Consider the following 19380-nt stretch of genomic DNA (forward strand, 5'->3'; position numbering starts at 1 on the left):
AATCACTTCGTTTATGTTGTTATTTGTTATCAGTTAGTAGTTAGTCTTTGAAAATAACTAATAATTAACAACTCACAACTCATAATTAACCACTAAAAGCAAATTTATGGAGGTATTGAAGTGGTAGCAACGTTCACAGGAAAAGTCGTTCTGGTGACTGGAGGCGGTTCGGGGATTGGTAGGGCTTCTGCACTAGCTTTTGCCAGGGAAGGAGCAAAGGTCGTTGTTGCTGATGTAGCTGTTGAAGCGGGTGTTGATACAGTCAGCAAAATCGAGGCAACCTACGGTGAGGCTATCTTCGTTAAGACAGACGTTTCCAAGGCAGCTGAGGTCAAGAAACTTATCAAAAAAACTGTCGATACCTATGGAGCGATCGATTGTGCATTTAACAATGCTGGTATCAAGGGAGTGAGTAGTTCAACGGCTGCCTGCACCGAGGAGAACTGGGATCGAGTGCTCAACATTAATCTTAAGGGTGTGTGGTTGTGCATGAAATACCAAATTCCTTATATGCGGGAACAAGGCGGCGGAGCGATCGTCAATATGTCCGCAGCTGCTGGTTTGAGTAACTGCCTGGAACGTTTTCCTGCCTACACTGCCAGCAAGAATGCTGTCATAGGACTGACGAAAACCGCCGCCCTTGAATATGCAAAAGCGGGTATCCGCATCAACGCATTGTGCCCAGGCTACATCTACACACCAATGGTTGAAAGCGAGATTCATCAAAACCATCAAAACTCTGATTTGAAGGATTTGATGGCTAATAAAGTCCCTATGGGACGTTGGGGAACCCCGGAAGAAATCGCTGAGATTGCACTTTTTCTGTGTTCAGATACTGCATCGTATGTCAACGGACATGCGATGGTTGTGGATGGTGGTTTAGTCGCATAGCCAGAAATTTAATCATTCATGCAGGACAACAGAAAGCTTGGCAGATGTACAGATCCTGTTTTTCCAGATATGGTCTTTTAGGGTCTTGAGAGTGCTTCAATGATTGGGTGAGGTTCTCAAGATTAATACTGCCAGCATCTTAACTGCAAGCCACTACCCTCTACAGCAACAGCCGCAACAGAATTGTTAGCTGGTACCAACTCAAGCAAGCTCCATTTTTGCTCTGTCTTTAGCTTTGCTGGTTGTCCTGGAGTGAGCGAAACCTCTATTTGCTCGAGCTGAGCAATTCCTACTCCAGTTGCTTTTAAATATGCTTCTTTGCAAGTCCAGTAGCGGAAAAATACCTCTTGCATTTTGTTGGGAGTAAGCCCACACATCACTGCATATTCCGCAGGTGAAAAGTATCGTTTAGCAAGGGCAAGAACGTCAGAAATCGGGCGGATGTATTCTAAGTCTACTCCCACGAGGCGATCGCAAGTCACTGCACACAAAGCTAACCCAACTGAGTGAGTCAAGTTAAACGATAGTTTACTATCAGCAAACGTATCAGCTAACACTGGTTTGCCAGAGGATTCATAACAGAACTCCAATTGTTGCGCCTCGACACCCAAGTAGCGACCCAATATAGTTCGCAGTATACCCCGACCAGCAATAAAACGCTGCCGATGCTGTTCTTTATAGAAACGCTTTGCTCGACAAACTTCGTCGCTGGAGAGGGTTGCTGCCAAATGTTGCAGCTGTCCTTCTGGTCTGTCAAGGTCAATTCGCCAGACATGAACTTCATCCTGCAACAAAGTTAAATCTGCCGATGCAGGCAGCCACAAATGATTTTCAACAGTCATTGAGTCACGCAGTAATAGTTAGCTAATGCCTGAATTTAGATACCTAAATTTTGAGAGGATTGGTGTTAACAGCGGTGTTCTTCCACTGTGAACGATCGCCCCCTACTCATTGTGCGGTAATTTACCACTCTCACGACAAGATGTAGGAGATGTGTGGATTTATCCGTCATTCCTCTCGTTTGGGCTTTCATCGGAAAGCCCCAATCTCACACTCAACAAATCAATGGTCTAACGGTGTTGTCGCTTTTTCCAAGAGATAGAAGAAAAAGTGCGTTGTCAAAATCGGTTTTGCTTTTTGACTTTCCCGTTATTATATAACTTTATGACCTGATTCCGATAGTCTTCTTGTAAGCGATTCTTAACTATTTTCAGACTTTTCTTGTTGAAGGGACAAGGGGGACAAGGGGGACAAGCGAGAGAGCTTGACTAAATAGCCAAATACTTTACTAAACTTTTTCATAATTAGTCATAAAGAAAAGTTTGACACAGTTGTAGCTTTCTGATACTTTAGTGACAGTGCTGAAAACCAAAGCCCAAAATCATCTGGTTTGTAAACCACAGCTGATTCAAAACTAGCAAGCCTGTAAAAAGGTCGAACGGGAGACCACGATTCGTTAAATTTGCTGAAAATAATGGATGAACAATAGCTAAAAGCTTCAAGAAAAATTCCTCGGAGTCAAAAAAATAGGGTGGGCTACACCCGAATTTACGCCTGTAGACAAGAAGGAGCCGACTCCCTTGGTAGAAGCAGGAAGCAGACCCTCTAAAGTTTTCTTTAGTTGAATGACTAGGTTTGAAAAAGTTTAGTCAAGTTTTGTATAGCAGGGTAGAATGTATGAGCGCAACTTGGTATCAGAAGCGATTTTATGAAGTCTTATCTTCATCATATCGACGGGGAGTGTAGACCCAAACGCTACCATCGCACCGCTGAATCATCCGGGTTTTGCTTGACCCGACAAGAATGACTGTCCGCATATCAGCAAGTTCTGGTGCTAAATCTTCCAAAGTGTAAACCTCAACAGATTCTCCATCCCTGCCAAGGTTGCGGGCAAGTACCACGGTCGTATCAGGATGTCTGTAACGCAGTAATATATTTCGTGTCTCTGCTAGTTGCCAAAGGCGCTGCTTTGACACTGGGTTATAAAAAGCAATCACGAAATCAGCTTGGGCAGCAGCAGTAATTCGCTGTTCAATAATTGACCACGGCTTCAAGATGTCAGACAGGGAGATGGCGCAGAAGTCATGACCAAGCGGCGCACCAATTTTTGCCGCCGCTGCTTGCATCGCGGAAATACCAGGTGCGACTTGAATTTCGATACCTTGCCATTCTGGTTTTGCTTCTTGATCAAGCACTTCAAAGACTGCTGCTGCCATTGCATAAATACCGGGATCACCAGATGATACCACCGCCACAAAACGCCCCTCTGCGGCTAAATCCAGCGCCATCTGTCCCCGTGCAAGTTCTTCCCGGTTGTCGGACTCATGCCACCGCTTGCCGTTGCCAAGAGAACCCACTAACCCCAAGTAAGTAGAATAACCAACTAAATCAGTGGCATTACGTAAAATTTCCTTGACTTCCGGCGACATCCAATCGCCTCCTCCTGGTCCAGTGCCAATTATTGCCAACCGACCGCGTGGTTTACCTGTGCTGTTGATATCGATGGGTAGGGGTGCAAGTGCGATTGGCTTTGCCACTGCCCCTTGGGCAATCGCCATAGCACAGCTAAAGTCAGATGATTGCCGTTGCATCACCAACCGCCCAGAGGAAGCTGCTAATGCGATCGCTACTGCCCCATCTGCGGTATTGTTTTGCGACATCACAGCAGCAATCTCATCAGTCGTAAAGAAGCGAATAGGCACGTTGAGGGCGTCGGCAATTGCTTGTAAAGCTGGATTGGCAGCATCAAGGGTGCTGGCGAAGACTCCTGCAACTGATGCCGGGGCTAACTCAGCATCAGCCAACATTTGCTGCACGAGGGCGATTTCCTCGGAACCCCACCCCCTGCCCCTCCCCGCAAGCGAGGAGGGGTGCCCGATAGGGCGGGGTGAGGTGCAACTGACTCCAATTGCCACGGTTGCTGGGTGATAGACGAGGCGGGTTGAGGTGGAAACGACTGGCTTTTCTGTAATTTGTATGACTCTTTCTGCATTTTGGTCGATAGGTAACGAACTATTCCTCAACCAAGGTGCATTACCCTCTAATTTCACGGAATGTCCCGCCAGCAAGTCGGACATGAAAGATTTGGCGTCATCGGGGTTAGCTAAACGATACCCTACTGGAGGGTCTTCCAGTGCGATGCCAAAACGGATGTCACCTGTAGTTGTGATGGCAGGTTTGACATCCAGTACGCTGGCGATTTGGCGTGCCAGATTATTTACCCCATTGAGTCCGCCCAAGAGTGGCACCACTGCACTACCATCTTCGGCAACCGCAATCACTGGAGGTTCCTGTCGTTTGTTGGCAAGTAGTGGCGCGAGGGTTCTGATCAGAATACCTGTTGCACAAATGCCAATGATGGGTGTTCCATTGGCGAACAACTCCCGCAGTGTCGCTCCAAACTCAGTAAAAGCGACATCCACATCAGAAGTGCGACCCGCCAGTCCGTATAACTGCGCTCCTGGAAGAACACTGATAATTTTTTTAGCTACAGGGATGCTGTTAGCACCCAACAGCACGATAACAGCAGGTGTCATAACAATTCAAAATTCAAAATTCAAAATTCAAAATTCAAAACTATAGCGCTTCTCGTTTGGATGAAGTACAAATTTATCTGTGTTCATCTGTGTCCATCTGTGGTTCTTATTTCTTGATGTATTGCACTCAATTAAGAACCGCCATAACACCCTATATCCCTTTCAGCGGAATTCAGAAAAGGTCATTTTTGGTATCATAAATGACTCTTACTTGGAACCAGAACCATCGAAAAGTAAGGCACTTGGGCAGGATTGACTTCATCCAAGGGTATGGTTCGCTGGTTTGCCATCGTTCCTCGCTCAATGTAACGCGCCCGTGAGGCAAGCCCTAGTTTATACAACGCATCAGAAACTTTCGTGAAATGCCGCTGCAGCTTGATAATGGCGGCAGCATCAGCATTTAACAATTGTGCTTCCAAAACTTCGGCTGGCAACGTGGCTGGCAGTACGCTGAAAATATCGTTTCGGTAACTCAGGGGGACTCCTAATGCTGAAGCACATCCCATCGGTGAAGAAACCCCTGGCACGACTTCTGTTTCAAACTGGTCAGACAGCCGCGTGAATACGTACATGAACGAGCCGTAAAATAATGGATCGCCTTCGCACAGGACTACCACATCCCGTCCGGCGGCAAGATGTTCGGCAATAGGCGTGACAACCTGGTCATAAACCGGTTGTGCTGCATACGGGTCAAGCGCACGCGGGAGATGATATTTTACCTCGATTTGATTGCCAGGGAGATATTGGGCTACGATACCTCGAGCAATACTCTCTTTATCTTCTGCGGATTGATAAGCAACCACTGGGCAAGAACGTAGTAACCGCAGTGCTTTCAGTGTTAAAAGTTCCGGATCTCCTGGACCGACTCCAACTCCATAAAGACGACCTTTCGCCATCATTCTTCCTCCGTTGCTAAGGCGTTAACTGCTGCGGCGGTAATGGCACTTCCACCCCGCCGACCATGCAATGTTATAAATGGGACACCACGACTATCTGCTGCCAGTGCCGCTTTCGATTCTGCTGCCCCCACAAATCCCACAGGAAAACCTAGAATCAGCGCTGGTTTTGGTGCCCCAGCATCCAGCATTTCCAGTAACCGGAACAAGGCAGTAGGTGCATTGCCAATTGCCACCACAGCCCCTTCTAACTTTGGTAGCCACAATTCCAAAGCAGCTGCAGAACGGGTGGTTCCTAGTTTTTGGGCAAGTTCTGGCACTTGTGGATCATTGAGGGTGCAAATCACCCCATTGTCTGCTGGCAGTCGCCGCCGCGTAATTCCTTCTGCCACCATCCGGCAATCACACAGAATTGGTGCCGCTGCTGCTAAAGCTGTACGCCCCGATACCACAGCTGTTGGTGCAGCTGCTATATCATCAACAATATCTGTCATGCCGCAAGCATGAATCAGACGCACGGCAACCTTCGCGACATCCGGGGCAAGTACAGACAGATTTGCCTCTGCGCGAATAGTGGCAAAGGATTTGCGATATATTTCGTTACCATCTCGAATGTATTCAATAGTCATTTGTCATTTGTCCCTAGTGCCTCACATCCCCTTGCTCAAACAACCGTTGTAAATCTTCAATAGCATATCGGTTCGCAAATTCCCCAAATGATTCATTGGGAGTAGCACGTTTTGCCATATAGATTTGCAGCATCCGTTCTAACAATAGGGATAATTCTGGAAACGATACTAAACTGTAAACTTCTCGTCCAAATTTCTCGTTGCTGTTACCATCACCCACGTAGACTTTATAACCTTCCACCGTTTTCCCCTCCTGCTCAATAGTGACACCAAGGAGGGCGATATCGCTTCTGCTGTGTTGGGCACAGGATTTTTCGCAACCTGTGAAGTGAATGTTAACTGGTTGGTCGAGAGTGAGGCAACTATCCAGATAGTTAGCTAATGCCAAGGCGTGACCTTTGGTATCTGTTGCTGAAGACGCACATCCCGTATTGCCAGCACAGGCGACTAAGGCGCTGCGAATGTTGGTTGCAGACCAATGCAATCCTAAGTTTTCGATTTGACTTTGTGCTTGAGGAACCGACTGATGGGGAATATCTGATATGAGAAGGTTTTGCCAAGGCGTCAGCCGAAGAGTACCAGTGCCATATGTTTCCGCAATATCCGCTAGACCACGCGTTTGCCAAGTTTCCAACTTACCAACGGGTAGCACAACACCGATGTAAGATAGTCCTTTCTGTCGTTGGGAATGGACACCTATGTGCTGGTATCTGTTTATGGTAGAGATGTTGTATGCAACGTCTTTACATCGGTGTTGCCTTATCTGGTCATCACCCCATATCGGATACACTCGCCGCAATCGATAGGGAAGATGATGCTCAACTTCTTGGAAAAATCTTTCAATGCCTAAGTCGTTCAAAACCTGCCAGAGACGTGGCTGGCGGGATTTGCGATGGGGAATTATCTTCTCACTGCCTACTGCTAAATGCTGTAAATAAACTTTCGCGAATCCAGCCACGACTTCTAGACATTCCTCTGGTTTCAGGAGAATGCCTGTATCAATGAATGGTTCAACCTGCGATACACCTAAATTCAACTTGAGGCGAAAGTAAACGTTTGTACCAACCATGACAGCGGTCAAGGCGATATCATTGAGGCGATCGCCTATCGATACAGAACCACCGCCATCAAAAGCGACGCTGAATTTTGGTGAAAGTGGTCCTAGCTCCGCGTGAGCCGCAATATAATTATCCCATTCGCGGATAAACGGTCGGGTATCAATTAATTCGTATGGGTCAATGCCTGCTGTCGGACTACCCATAATGTTTCGCAGATGGTCAACCTCTGGAAGACTTGACGCTATGCCAATTTCCTGCAAGACTCTCAAAACATCAGCGGTCATTTCCTTGCGGATTTCACGGACTTGGAGGTTGGCGCGATTGGTAATATGAACATAGCCAGTTCCAAACTCGTCAGCTAAGTCAGCTATCACACGACACTGCTGGCTAGCGAGTATTCCTCCAGGTATGCGGATGCGAGATAATATGCCGTCCCGCGCGGACGTTCCATAAAAAAGACCAGGACAACTAACAGAATGATACGGTAATGACACGCCTGCAACTCCTTCCCTGTGCGACGCAGGGAGCAGATAAGAACTGTGTCCGGAAGACACCCTTAGAGTTGGCATTCTGACTTACAAAGTCTAAAGTTATAACTTTTTACTTGATTACAGCTGCGGCACAGTCCCGGAATTTCACCGGACTTTCCCCACTCCAAGTGTGTGTAGTTTAGCATGAGATAATAGCCTTACCTCTTTTTGGCAAATCTTCTTAATTCCATCGGTCGCTAAATGCACAAATGGTTATCAGTGGTCGGTATTGGTGAGGATGGGCTATCGGGATTGAGTGCGATCGCCTCTGGCGGGGCTTTGCCCATCGCCCGTTCTCTTGTTGAGCGTGCAGAAGTGATCGTCGGGGGAAAACGCCATCTCGCCATGCTACCACCAGACGACCCACGCGAGAAACTCATCTGGACTTCCCCCATAAGTGATTCGATAGAAGAAATTGTCCGTCGTCGGGGTCAGTCTGTCTGCGTATTGGCAAGTGGTGACCCCATGTGCTTTGGTATCGGTGTCACCCTCACCCGCAAGATTCCGATTTCTGAGATGACTATCATCCCCGCACCGTCATCGTTCAGTCTCGCCTGTGCCAGACTGGGATGGTCACTCACCGAAGTCGAGACATTAAGCTTAAACGGTCGTCCCCCTGCGCTCATCCAAGCTGCCATCTACCCGAAAGCGCGTCTATTAATCTTAAGTGAAGGGAAGGAAACCCCAGCAATTGTCGCTGATATTTTGACAAATCGCGGTTTTAGTGGTAGTAAAATAACAGTTCTTGAACACATGGGCGGTTCTCAGGAACGAATTATCGAAGGCACAGCCGCGTTATGGACGAGAACTGAACTGGCAGATTTAAACACCATAGCTGTAGAGTGTATTGCTGATGCTGGAGTTATTCCTTTACCTCGGCTAGCAGGACTGCCCGATGATGCTTATCATCATGATGGACAGCTCACCAAACGTGAAGTGCGGGCAATAACACTCTCGGCTTTAGCTCCCACACCGGGACAGTTATTGTGGGATGTGGGTGCTGGATGTGGTTCCATTGGTATTGAGTGGATGCGGAGTCATCCTAGGTGTCGGGCGATCGCCATTGAACAAAACTCCACCCGACTCCAATATATTGCTGACAACGCCGCCGCCCTTGGTACACCTTATTTACAAATTGTTGCAGGCAAAGCTCCCGCTGCACTGAAAGAATTGCCTCAACCAGACGCCATATTTATCGGCGGTGGTGCAACAGCAGAAGGTTTGTTTGAGGTGTGTTGGGAAGCATTGCCTCCGGGTGGGCGTTTTGTTGCCAATGCAGTCACAGTTGAAAGTGAACAGAAGCTGTTGCAATGGCACAATCAAGTGGGCGGGGAGTTGATTCGTGTTGCTGTGCAACGGGCTGCTCCTATTGGTGGGTTTTTGGGGTGGAAGCCGATGGTGCCGGTGACGCAGTGGGTGGTAGTGAAGTAGTTGGAAGGGAAAATTCTTTCGAGTTGCAAATAAGCAAGCAAAGCAGAGGCATCCAAAACCACCGTCATGCGCCCATTTCCCACTTGGCTTCCTCGCGTCGTTCCGCCATCAACTCATCCGTTAAACTTATTCCTTTCGGCAGTTGCGAAAACCGAGCCTTCAGGCGCTGTTTAATCGCCTCCTGCTTTTCCAAAATCAGCCGTCCTTCTTCAGGACGAGCAACTAGTGTATCTCCCTCCTCAAAACCTAACAGCCGCCGTAGAGCTGCAGGAATCACCAAACGCCCTTGGCGATCGAGATGGACTTCAACATATTTAGATGGTTCGACCATAGATCCACTTTTTATGCCACCTTGAATTTATATGTGCCATAAAAATGAAGTTTGTGGCAATAATCAGTTATACTCAGTCTCCAGTCACGGCAAATGGCACAATGAAGTAGGCGGGGAGTTAATTCGTGTTGCTATGCAAAGGGCTGCTCCTATTAGCGGGTTTTTGGGGTGGAAGCCGATGGTACCGGTGACGCAGTGGGTGGTGGTGAAGTAGTTGGAAGCAAACATCTATACCCCTCTTAGCAGTGAGTATCCGTAGGGTATTCCATAATAGAATTTATGGTGACAAGAAGAATTCGGAGATAACGTGTCTGACAACTTACTAATGTGTATAGGCGATGGTGACAATATAGGTGATGTAATTGATTTTTATTTACTTTCACAAAATCTTGAAGAAGCTAGCAAGTTTTCATTTCAGGTAAAAGCAGCTATTGAACATATAGCAGAGCTAGCCGAGAATGAAATTAATGCTTCTGTAGTTTACGTAGCTGGTGATGATATATGTTTCATGGTTCCAGCGAATTTGAATATTATGAATAGTCTAGTTTCCTATTCAGAATTTTTTCTTGTAACTACTGGAAAAACTATGTCATTTGGTGTAGGAAAAACATCTGTTGAAGCACTAATTTCTCTAAGAAAAGCAAAAGTTTCAGGCAAAGGTCGCGTGGTTACTTTTGGAGATAATTAAAATTGAATAATTTATATATTTTTGTAACTACTGATAGACCTGATCAGTACCTTAATTCAATTGTTCATTGTATTGAACGAGGGACTAACAGTATAGTATTGCTCCAGGTCGAAGATAGCAAGACTGAGCAAGTTCAACTTAACCTACTTCGTACAAATGTTTATAACTTGCTTCAAAACCTTTCTAAAGGCTTTTACAAATACTACACTGGTCTTCGTAAAGAGACAGTAGTTGCACTAGATGCCGAATATAGTCCTGATGAGCTTTCTAGACTCAAAGCTAAATATAGTTTTTGCCTAACAGACAATATTAAATGGGAAGTTGAAAGAATTCAATACCTTGAATTAAGACAGTACATATCCTCTCTTTCTAGAAATAACAAAAATGCGATAATTGATGTTACATCTGTATCCAAAGTTTATATAGGAGATATCTTTGCTTGTTCCCTACTTGAGAATATTAGCAAATTATGTACTTTTGAATTATTAATCAAGCCAGATTTTGATAAACCCTGGAACACTCTTATTCATGAGTTAGAGGAAGGGAAACACTACAAATACACTAATTTGGTTGAAACACCTATTTTTAAAGAGAGTACTAAAGCCATTTTGATTAGGACAACGCCCTTGTTAGTTTCAGTGATTGGTACTGTTTTATTTGTTGCTTTAACTCTTGCCACAACTTTGATTTTTGGTTCCAGTGGTGCATTTGCCCAAGCTATGAGTACTGTTGGAACAGCATTAGGAATTATTTCTTTTTTCCTCATATATTTTCCTGTACGCGGTAAATAGAGAATATCGTTATCGGTAGGGCGATCGCTTCTTCCACAGAGGAAGCACTATCATACGGTAACGTAGTGGGTGATGGTGAAGTTGTAAGGCAGAAGTATATTAATTGTGTGGAGAATGTCGTCGTGCCGTTTTGCACTACTAGGAGCAAAAAATGAAAGCACAGGAACTGATGGGAACCGTTGATGAAAATGGTTAACTGTCTTTAGACGAACCCCTAGCAGTAGAAAAGCAAAGTCGTGTCCGGGTGATTGTGTTGTTCGTTGAAGAAGAGATAGATGAAGATGATGAATCTAAAGAAGCTGTATTAGAAAGTCTTCGCAAGTCGCTTCGGGAAGCAAAAGCTGGTAAAACCAGACCAATTTCTGAATTGTGGGATGGAATAGATGTCGAGTGAACTTCCCTCAGTTGAAATAAAATTTACTGATGAATTTAAGCGCAAACTACGCACCCTCTCCAAAAAGTATTGTCAAATTCGGTCTGATGTGCAGCCAGTCATTTATGGAATTCACTGCATAAGAGCTAAATGCAGCACGTCAGCTTTGACTTGATAGAGCTGTCGAGTATTTTTTGGCGAAGCAAGGTATTGAAGTTTTATTTGTTCAAGGTTCCGTGGCATCAGATTCAACAGATGAGTTTTCAGATGTTGACTTTCGGGTTGTAGTTCAACCATCAGTCGATGGTGGTGAAGTCAAGCGAGACTAAGGGATAGAAGAGGACAAGCACTTTATGTCATCCGATATATGTGAGCGAACTCCAGTAACGATTAACTTAAATTAGGAAAATGCGCGAATGTCCTGGTGTACGCCAAAGGGAACCCATGAAAGACCTTTGACTTACTTTTTGATGGCACTCATGTACAGCCTGATTGCCTGCGTTCAGTCTTCGGAAGTCTGAATAGGCTCGCCATGCTGTTGTGCTGCCGTCTTCACGCAGAAGTCTAAACTCGGAAATTAACCTGTATTAGGAAGTGGGCGATGCACATTGGATTTCTCAACCCTCAGGGCAACTTTGATTCAGGCAATAGTCATATGACCGAACATCCGGATTTTGGGGGTCAGCTGATTTACGTCAAGCAAGTCGCCATAGCAATAGCTCAAAAAGGTCACAAAGTTGATATTCTCACCCGCCAAATCATTGACCCCCAGTGGCCAGAGTTTGCTGAAGGGTTGGACACTTATCCAGGCGTCGATAATGTACGCATTATCCGGCTACCAGCAGGACCAAAAGAATTTCTGGCTAAAGAGTTTTTGTGGCCTCATCTGGTGAGTGATTGGGTACCCAACATCCTGAAATTTTATCAAGAGGAGGGTGGTTTACCCGATGCTATGACTGCTCACTACGCCGATGGGGGACTGTGCGGCGTTTTGATTGAGGAGGAGACAGGCATACCTTTTACCTTTACTGCTCATTCTCTCGGTGCGCAAAAGATAGACAAACTGGAGGTCACTCCAGAAAATCTCGCCCAAATAGACGAGCAATTCCATTTCAGATACCGCATCCTAGCCGAACGCCTAAGTATGAATCGCTCGGCTATTAATATCACCAGTACACGACAAGAACGCTTTGAACAGTACTCTCACCCTGTCTATCGTGATGCAGTGGACGTAGACAACGACAACCGCTTTGCGGTGATTCCACCAGGAGCAGATTTCTCCATCTTCGGTGCTGAGGCGCGTTCCGAAAACGAGGAAGCTACCGAAGAGATCATTCAGCAGCGATTGGCACGCGACATTACAGAGTCACGTCGGGATTTGCCCGCCATCGTGGCATCGAGTCGATTAGAGCCTAAAAAAAACGTATTAGGGCTAGTGCAAGCCTTCGCAATGAGTCAAACGCTTCAGGAACGAGCGAACTTGTTGCTGCTTACAGGGGGGCTGGACGATCCGCTGCGAGAGAAGGCGAGCGACGACGTGACCGAAGAGGTATTAGCCCCCATCCGGGAGGTGGTCGAAGAAAACAATTTGTGGGGCAAGATCAGTGCTTTTGGTTTGTCAGAAGGACAAGAGGCACTGGCTGCAACTTATCGGTTTATGGCTAAACGGCGCTCGGTATTTGCGCTGACTGCACTCTATGAACCCTTTGGCTTGGCTCCCTTAGAAGCGGCAGCAGCGGGTTTACCAGTGGTAGCAACCCAGAACGGTGGTCCCAGCGAGAGCCTGCGAAAAGGAGATACCGAATATGGCGTACTCGTTGACCCAGAAGACCCAGCTGATATTGCGCGAGGCTTGGAGCGGTTGCTATGCGATGAAAAACAGTGGGAGTATTTTGCTCAGGCTGGTCAGCAGCGGGTGCTGAAGACGTACACCTGGGAAAGTACCGCCGAGAACTACCTGACCCTGATCGAGCAGATGGTTTCCTCACCACAGGGACGCAGTCGGGATCAACTCCTCCCAATCCATCCCTACTTTCTTAATCCACAACCGCAGACAGATGTCTCCTTGGAAGAATTGAGGAATATCTACTTTGGGTCTAACCCAAGAGCCCTAAGTACACCAAGCGTTTAAAAGGGTTTCCCAATCCTGAACCCATTAATTTTAAAGTTCTCGCTCCCGCTAACAAAGTTCGTGAACAAGCGAAGGACACAAGCTATGCCATCCCAAACTGAAGAATTCACTATTGGTGTTGAAGAGGAATATCAAATTATCAACCCCGTGACACGGGAATTGAGTTCGCGTGTGGAACACGTTCTCCCGAAAGCTGAGAAAGCACTTGGCTCTGAGGTGCAGCCAGAAGCCCAGCGATCGCAGATAGAAATTGGTACGCCCATCTGTCGAACACTTGCGGATGTGCGTTCTGAGCTTGTTCGTTTGCGACGTGAAGTGATTGCCGCTGCTGCCAAAGACGGTAACCAAATTGCCGCCGCCGGGACGCACCCGTTCTCGCACTGGGATGAACAGCAGCTCACGCCCAAAGAACGTTATCTAGGGCTGATGCGAGATTATCAACAACTCACCCGTGAGCTAGTTATCTTTGGCTGTCACGTGCATGTGGGGATAAGCGATCGCTCTGTTGCCATCCAGGTGATGAACCGTGCCCGTGTGTGGCTTTCCCCGCTCTTGGCACTGTCGGCGTCCTCCCCCTTCTGGTTAGGTACGGATACAGGCTATGCAAGTTATCGTACCGAGATTTGGAGCCGATGGCCCCTATCCGGTCCGCCGCTGATATTCGAGTCATTAGCCGAGTACGAAGCGCTTGTACAGGCTCTGGTGGAGACGAAAACTATAGAGGAGGCGACGAAGATTTACTGGGATGTGCGTTTGTCAGAACGCTTCCCGACAATAGAGTTTCGAGTCACGGATATCTGCCAAACGGTGGATGAAGCGGTGATGGTGGCGGGACTTGTGCGCGCTTTGGCGCGGACTTGTTACGAACAAGCGATCCGGGATGAACCGTTTCCTGCCGTGCGCCACGAACTCATACGCGCTGCTATTTGGCGTGCCGCACGCTATGGATTAGATGAGGATTTAATCGACGTTGGCACTATGAAAGCTGTAAGGGCGCGTGAGCTGGTTGAGAGCTTTCTCGCCTTCGTGCGTCCATCGCTTGAAGAGTATGGAGAATGGGATGAAGTCTCATCTCTTGTCCATGAAACCATGCAGCAAGGGAACGGCGCAACACGGCAGCGCGAAGTTTTCAAGCGAACGGGGCGTTTGGAAGATGTCGTTGATTTAATCGTTCGAGAAACGGCAAAAGGGGTAGCGTGAGTATACAGGACAAAATTTTATGCTAGTTCACATCATCGCCGATTACGGCTTTGGCGACCTCGCCTTCGCAGAAGTCGTGCAGCGCCTCAAACTTTATCTACCGGATGCTGAGCCGATACTTACACCCGTGCCTCCTTTTGCCACCCTAGCGGCAGGATTCTGTATCGCGCAGTTGGGCTTGAATAAAGCCCCCGCCGGGACAATTATTTACCACAACGTTGCGCCGCGAGAAGATGATGAACAGGCGCGTGCTGGTAATGCGGGTGAGCGTCTTGCTTTTGCACGCCTGCCAACGGGTGTGCGCGTTATCGGCGTTAATGCTGGTTATGCCTTCTCATTCGTGCGGGATTTGGCAGTTGAGTTGCGCTGGGCTGCTGTAGCGGCTGAAGGTTCACAGTTTCGTTCTCGCGACTTGTTTCCGGAGGCGGCAGGGGCGATCGCGCTGGGTCAACCTGATGCTCTAGATGAGGAGATCCCCCCTTCTGATATACCCGACGTACCGCCCAATTGTATTGCCTATATTGACGGCTACGGCAACTTGAAAACCACAATTAAACATGAGGCTAGTAAGCCGCACGAAGGTCAGCCTGTGCGTTTGCAGATTGGCGAGAGGGAACTGGAAGCGACCAAGAGTGATGGCAGCTTTGCCGTCGAATCCGGACAGTTAGCTTTTGCACCTGGTAGCAGTGGCTGGACAAATGGACAAGGCGAACATACGCGCTGGATGGAAGTTTTCCTGCGCGGTGGTAATGCCTGGGAATCATTTAATTATCCAGCGATCGGCACGCATATACAGATCACTTAAGGGTTCGCGAGTTGAGTGCAATAGACATCTCCGAAAAACAATGTAGAGACGCGCCATGGCGCGTCTGTACAAGGATTGTAGACAACGCAAAATTAATTTCTGGAGATGTCTAATACATCAAGAAATAAGAACCACAGATGGACACAGATGGACACAGATAAATAATTAGTTCATCCAAACGAGAAGCACTATATTTACCACTGTTTTTTATCGCTTAAACAATGTCTGAGCCATTAATCATCGTTGATGTGCAATGCGGTTTTATCAACGAATTCACTCATCACATCGGGCAACGAGTTGCTCGTTTAATCGAGCGAAATGAGTATGCACCAGTTTTATTCACTCGCTTCGTCAACGCACCTGATGGACCGTACCAAAAATTCCTTGATTGGCACAGCTGTGCTAATGAGCCAGAAATTGATATTGTCCCAGAACTACAACCCTGGGTTCAACCGGAAAGAGTTTTTTCTAAGCTGGGGCTGTGCGGCATACCGGATGAACTGAGAGACTACCTTATAAAGCAGTGTTTTGAACGGGTTTTCATAGTCGGCATTGACACTGATATGTGTGTGTTGAAAATCGCGATGGATTTTTTCGACATTGGCATTGAACCCATCGTACTAACTGATTGCTGCGCGAGTACCGCTGGCTTACAGGCGCACTTGGCAGGGCTGGCAGTACTCAGTCGGAATATCGGTGCTTTTCGCCTGCGTGAAGCTGGTCTTTCTGAGGGTTCGCTAGCCGCGCCAGTACAAAAAAGCAGGGAATAGACGTTCAACGAACCAAGTTGTAGTAGAAGGATTTCAAAAAGATGCAGATAATACCTAATACCAATTTGAAAAAAGAATGCGACAGATACACAGTCCCAATCCCTCGTTATCTTAGGCTTTCTTAATGCGTGAATTTTGAATGCCGTACCTTATGAATTGGTATAACCCGCTATCTGGTTGTGAATGAGTGAAAGCCCTTATTTATCCTGAAGAACAATGGAATTCAGTGCACAAGAGCTAAATGCAGCACGTCAGCTTTTACTTGATAGAGTTGTCGAGTATTTTTTGGCGAAGCAAGGTATTGAAGTTTTATTTGTTCAAGGTTCCGTGGCATCAGGTTCAACAGATGAGTTTTCAGATATTGACTTTCGGGTTGTAGTTCAGCCAGAGTTTTATGAACACTTCCTTTGAGAACGTTTTTCTGCTCCCAAGCACTGGGGAGAATGGCTATACAATGAATGGACAGGAATTCAGTGGGTTTGCGTCTCTCACTTCAAACCGTTCAACAAAATTGATGTCCTTTACTTCAAGCCAGAACATCTTCAGCCATCGCCTTGGTACTTAAAACCCATTCAAGTTATTTACGACCCCAAAACTCTGATAAATCAGGTTATTGAAGCGTCTCAAGGCTTAGAGTTCACTTTAGATGTTGATGAAGTCAATCGCCTAATCAGTAAAGGGCTAGCACAAGCAGAGGAAGTATATCGTCGAGTCATGCGTGGAGAACTTTTCTATGCTCAATCTCTTCTTGACAACTTTCGAGGAAGCATGATGCAGCTCGACGATTTTTTTCTCAAAAATCCCTCATCTTCTATGGCTCCAGCTTCTCACTTCGAGCAGCGCGGTAGTCAAGCATTGATTGACGCTCTGAAACACTCTTATACGTTACTGGATAAGCAATCTATTCTTCATGCTTTAGGTGTATTGCTGAACGTTTACCAAGATCAAGTTATCAAAGCTCACGAAATGCTATCGTTACAACGAGATCGGGAAACAGATATGTACTGGATTGATATTCTGATAAAGTTGTGTGAGGTTTCCCTTTAGATTGGACTAGTAATTGCGCTAGTAAATAGCAACACTTTACACCGAACGACAGGTTCAAGCAGATAAAGTATTTATTTCATCCTGAAGCGATCGCGCTAAGCGCACGCTCCGCGAACGCGGTTGCATGAAGGTTATCGGTGGGGCGATCGCTTCTTCCACAGAGGAAGTCCTATCATATAAGTTTACATGATTTATGCATTGAGGGGCATTGAGGTTTCAGTGTGAAAATTCCAGCAGATGCAATTATTCCAGACGATAAACTAACCCGCTATCTGCTGGTGTACAAAGCAAGAAATGATAAATCCAAGTTTCTAGGGCAGGCTGGATTCACTCAAGAAAATCCGGAAGCATTACGGGCAGCTATTGAGTCACTTGCTGAGTCGGTCGAAGCTGTGGAAGATGGAACTAATGAATATGGCATCTTCTATCGTGTTGAAGGAGATTTGCTCGGCATCAATGGAGTGAACTTGCCAGTTGTTACAATTTGGCTACAACGACAAAGTGACGGCAAATTTCAGTTTGTTACCCTCAAACCTCGTAAGGAGTCTCGTCATGACGCTTGAGTTGTATAAGGAGGTTGCTTTAACTCTCGACTTACCACAGCATCAGCTGAGAGCGGGTGATATTGCAACGTTAGTTGATTTGGTTCCTCATCCTACTGGTGGAGAAGATGGCTGTGTACTGGAGGTATTCAACGCAGTGGGTGAGTCAATTGCAGTGATTGCTGTTCCAGTATCTGCTGTTGAAGCGTTGCGTGCCGATGAAATTCTCACTGTACGTTCTCTAGCACAAGCCAGTTGATATACTTCACATATTCAATTCGGTATGAAGCCTAACACCGCTGTGTATTATGAAACAGGCTCGCCTCGGTCTTGCAGAACTTCAATGTAAAGAGCGATCGCCTCTTCAATATTTGCTAGAGCTTCCTCACGAGTTTTCCCCTGGCTGATGCAACCCGGCAAACTCGGTACCTCGACGACAAAATAACCATCTTCGCCAGGATACAGCAGTACCTTACGCTTTGATTCGGCTTGAGGTCTTGCCTCTGTCATTGGTCAACACCTACTCGGTTACTTCATCCAAATGCTAACACTCTATAGCTGATTTACTAACCACGCTACAGCACTCTCTACATCACTCACCTTTTCTCCTAGTGGAGTCACTGGACGCTTCACCATCACGACCCTTATCCCAAGTTCTCGCGCTGCAATCATCTTGGCATAGGTAGCATCACCGCCGCTATTCTTACTGACTATAGTATCAATCTGATGTTCTATCAAGAGTTTGCGCTCATTATCTAGGGCAAAGGGACCGCGATCGCACAATATCATCCCTGGTGGCACTAATGCATCAGGGGCGGGGGGGTCAATCAGCCGCATCAAAAACCAAATATCTTTCAGACTGGCAAAGGGGGCAAGTTGCTGCCTACCGATAGTTAGGAATACCCGATTGGCAAATTCAGGTAATACGGCGGCGGCTGCTTCGACACTATCAACTTCAACCCACTGGTCACTAGGAAGACGCTCCCATGCAGGACGGATGAGCATTAGGTGCGGTATTTTACAGCTTGTAGCGGCTGCTGCTGCATGAAAAGACATTTGCGCGGCAAAGGGATGAGTCGCATCAATGAGCACATCTATTTTGGCGTCACGCAGGTATTCAACCAGCCCTGCTTCACCGCCGAAACCGCCGATACGCAGCATTCCTGCTGGGGCTTGTGGTTGACTGGTGCGACCTGCTAGAGATGTGATAACTTCTACCTCTGGGATAGCCGAGGCTTTAGCTGCCAATTCTGCTGCATCACTTGTTCCGCCAAGAATAAGAAGACGTTTCATACATAGCAGAATAAAACGAAGAAGGATATTAATGCAATGCCGTGCAACTTGAATTTCTACTGATTTCCTTTGATAATTTAATAAGAAATTTTTAGTAGAGTGGGCAATCCTCACTAAATCTGGTACTACTGGGCAGCAAACATCATTGCCCACCCTACAAAATCTAATTTACCAAATAATTTCAGAAGCGCTTACTTTATTATTTTTATTTTCCTTAATTAGAGATGCTGAAACCAAATTTCAGCATCTTTTTCTCTAACTTATACCTACTTAGTTGTTACCAATTATCATGAATTTGGTACTAACTAAGTTGGCAAAAGAATCTTGGATTGGCACTAAATTTTCTCTGCATTGCTATAATCAAAAACTTACTGTATCTTCAGTAATGAAAAGCTTTTAATTACTGTTCCTAACCGGGATATTCCTCAAAAATAAATT

Annotated in this window: 22 protein-coding genes, 1 pseudogene and 1 riboswitch; of the genes and pseudogenes, 15 read left to right on the forward strand and 8 right to left on the reverse strand. The window is 46.4% G+C overall.

Annotation, left to right across the window (positions count from 1 at the left end; translation table 11 throughout):
• Positions 1-120 precede the first annotated feature (120 nt).
• Positions 121-891: a glucose 1-dehydrogenase gene (locus AACT52_RS11460; RefSeq protein ID WP_073630948.1), complete on the forward strand. Its 771-nt coding sequence runs from the start codon at positions 121-123 to the stop codon at positions 889-891.
• 122 nt (positions 892-1013) lie between these two features.
• Here the strand turns inward: AACT52_RS11460 and hetI are convergent, their stop codons facing one another.
• The 5 genes from hetI to cobG all read right to left on the reverse strand — a co-directional run bounded on the left by hetI (position 1014) and on the right by cobG (position 7504).
• Entirely contained in the window at positions 1014-1733 is a 720-nt protein-coding gene (hetI, locus tag AACT52_RS11465) for a 4'-phosphopantetheinyl transferase HetI (RefSeq protein ID WP_073630950.1), read from the reverse strand.
• A gap of 864 nt (positions 1734-2597) precedes the next feature.
• Positions 2598-4427, reverse strand: coding sequence for a precorrin-3B C(17)-methyltransferase (gene cobJ / locus AACT52_RS11470; RefSeq protein WP_073630952.1), 1830 nt, complete (start codon positions 4425-4427; stop codon positions 2598-2600).
• A gap of 194 nt (positions 4428-4621) precedes the next feature.
• Complete coding sequence (locus AACT52_RS11475; RefSeq protein ID WP_073630954.1) at positions 4622-5326, reverse strand: precorrin-2 C(20)-methyltransferase; 705 nt, start codon at positions 5324-5326, stop codon at positions 4622-4624.
• Positions 5323-5952 carry a precorrin-8X methylmutase gene (locus AACT52_RS11480; protein WP_073630956.1) on the reverse strand — a complete coding sequence of 210 codons (630 nt, stop codon included), beginning with the start codon at positions 5950-5952 and terminating at the stop codon, positions 5323-5325. The genes AACT52_RS11475 and AACT52_RS11480 overlap by 4 nt, the downstream gene beginning before the upstream one ends.
• Positions 5953-5965: 13 nt before the next feature.
• A complete protein-coding gene (gene cobG, locus AACT52_RS11485; RefSeq protein WP_073630958.1) occupies positions 5966-7504 on the reverse strand; it encodes a precorrin-3B synthase in 1539 nt (512 codons plus the stop codon).
• Between the two features lie 49 nt (positions 7505-7553).
• Positions 7554-7682: riboswitch (cobalamin riboswitch) on the reverse strand.
• A 59-nt stretch (positions 7683-7741) separates the two neighbouring features.
• On the opposite strand from cobG, the gene cbiE reads away from it, so the two are divergent.
• A complete protein-coding gene (gene cbiE / locus AACT52_RS11490) occupies positions 7742-8971 on the forward strand; it encodes a precorrin-6y C5,15-methyltransferase (decarboxylating) subunit CbiE (RefSeq protein ID WP_073630960.1) in 1230 nt (409 codons plus the stop codon).
• A gap of 64 nt (positions 8972-9035) precedes the next feature.
• Here the strand turns inward: cbiE and AACT52_RS11495 are convergent, their stop codons facing one another.
• Positions 9036-9302 (reverse strand): AbrB/MazE/SpoVT family DNA-binding domain-containing protein, encoded by a 267-nt coding sequence (locus tag AACT52_RS11495; RefSeq protein WP_073630961.1) that lies wholly within the window; start codon positions 9300-9302, stop codon positions 9036-9038.
• A 31-nt stretch (positions 9303-9333) separates the two neighbouring features.
• Here AACT52_RS11495 and AACT52_RS11500 point away from each other — a divergent pair, with 31 nt between their 5' ends.
• From AACT52_RS11500 to AACT52_RS11560, 13 genes and pseudogenes are all read left to right on the forward strand, one after another.
• Positions 9334-9516 (forward strand): hypothetical protein, encoded by a 183-nt coding sequence (locus AACT52_RS11500; RefSeq protein WP_073630963.1) that lies wholly within the window; start codon positions 9334-9336, stop codon positions 9514-9516.
• A gap of 93 nt (positions 9517-9609) precedes the next feature.
• Complete coding sequence (locus AACT52_RS11505) at positions 9610-9990, forward strand: mCpol domain-containing protein (RefSeq protein WP_143172772.1); 381 nt, start codon at positions 9610-9612, stop codon at positions 9988-9990.
• 2 nt (positions 9991-9992) lie between these two features.
• Positions 9993-10781 (forward strand): hypothetical protein, encoded by a 789-nt coding sequence (locus AACT52_RS11510; RefSeq protein ID WP_073630967.1) that lies wholly within the window; start codon positions 9993-9995, stop codon positions 10779-10781.
• Positions 10782-11025: 244 nt separating this feature from the next.
• Entirely contained in the window at positions 11026-11175 is a 150-nt protein-coding gene (locus AACT52_RS11515; RefSeq protein ID WP_337251577.1) for a hypothetical protein, read from the forward strand.
• A gap of 164 nt (positions 11176-11339) precedes the next feature.
• A pseudogene (locus tag AACT52_RS11520) lies at positions 11340-11483 on the forward strand (hypothetical protein); the annotation flags it as partial.
• A 272-nt stretch (positions 11484-11755) separates the two neighbouring features.
• Positions 11756-13285, forward strand: coding sequence for a glycosyltransferase (locus tag AACT52_RS11525; RefSeq protein WP_073630969.1), 1530 nt, complete (start codon positions 11756-11758; stop codon positions 13283-13285).
• A gap of 84 nt (positions 13286-13369) precedes the next feature.
• Complete coding sequence (locus AACT52_RS11530; RefSeq protein WP_073630971.1) at positions 13370-14485, forward strand: carboxylate-amine ligase; 1116 nt, start codon at positions 13370-13372, stop codon at positions 14483-14485.
• A 19-nt stretch (positions 14486-14504) separates the two neighbouring features.
• Positions 14505-15290 (forward strand): SAM hydrolase/SAM-dependent halogenase family protein, encoded by a 786-nt coding sequence (locus tag AACT52_RS11535; protein WP_073630973.1) that lies wholly within the window; start codon positions 14505-14507, stop codon positions 15288-15290.
• A gap of 221 nt (positions 15291-15511) precedes the next feature.
• Positions 15512-16060, forward strand: coding sequence for an isochorismatase family cysteine hydrolase (locus AACT52_RS11540; protein ID WP_073630975.1), 549 nt, complete (start codon positions 15512-15514; stop codon positions 16058-16060).
• 216 nt (positions 16061-16276) lie between these two features.
• Positions 16277-16471 (forward strand): nucleotidyltransferase domain-containing protein, encoded by a 195-nt coding sequence (locus AACT52_RS11545; RefSeq protein ID WP_073630977.1) that lies wholly within the window; start codon positions 16277-16279, stop codon positions 16469-16471.
• A gap of 303 nt (positions 16472-16774) precedes the next feature.
• The gene (locus AACT52_RS11550; protein WP_073630978.1) at positions 16775-17107 is read left to right on the forward strand and encodes a hypothetical protein; all 333 of its coding nucleotides are present in this window, start codon (positions 16775-16777) and stop codon (positions 17105-17107) included.
• A gap of 221 nt (positions 17108-17328) precedes the next feature.
• The gene (locus AACT52_RS11555) at positions 17329-17670 is read left to right on the forward strand and encodes a DUF6883 domain-containing protein (RefSeq protein WP_073630980.1); all 342 of its coding nucleotides are present in this window, start codon (positions 17329-17331) and stop codon (positions 17668-17670) included.
• Entirely contained in the window at positions 17660-17908 is a 249-nt protein-coding gene (locus AACT52_RS11560) for a DUF4926 domain-containing protein (RefSeq protein ID WP_073630982.1), read from the forward strand. Before AACT52_RS11555 ends, AACT52_RS11560 begins: the two co-directional genes overlap by 11 nt.
• 47 nt (positions 17909-17955) lie before the next feature.
• On the opposite strand, the gene AACT52_RS11565 is transcribed toward AACT52_RS11560, so the two are convergent.
• The gene (locus tag AACT52_RS11565) at positions 17956-18159 is read right to left on the reverse strand and encodes a type II toxin-antitoxin system HicB family antitoxin (RefSeq protein ID WP_073630984.1); all 204 of its coding nucleotides are present in this window, start codon (positions 18157-18159) and stop codon (positions 17956-17958) included.
• Between the two features lie 42 nt (positions 18160-18201).
• Entirely contained in the window at positions 18202-18942 is a 741-nt protein-coding gene (locus tag AACT52_RS11570) for a cobalt-precorrin-6A reductase (RefSeq protein WP_073630986.1), read from the reverse strand.
• Positions 18943-19380: the final 438 nt, after the last annotated feature.

Source organism: Scytonema sp. HK-05, from assembly GCF_963872035.1.
In the GTDB taxonomy this organism is placed as follows: Bacteria; Cyanobacteriota; Cyanobacteriia; order Cyanobacteriales; family Nostocaceae; genus Kalymmatonema.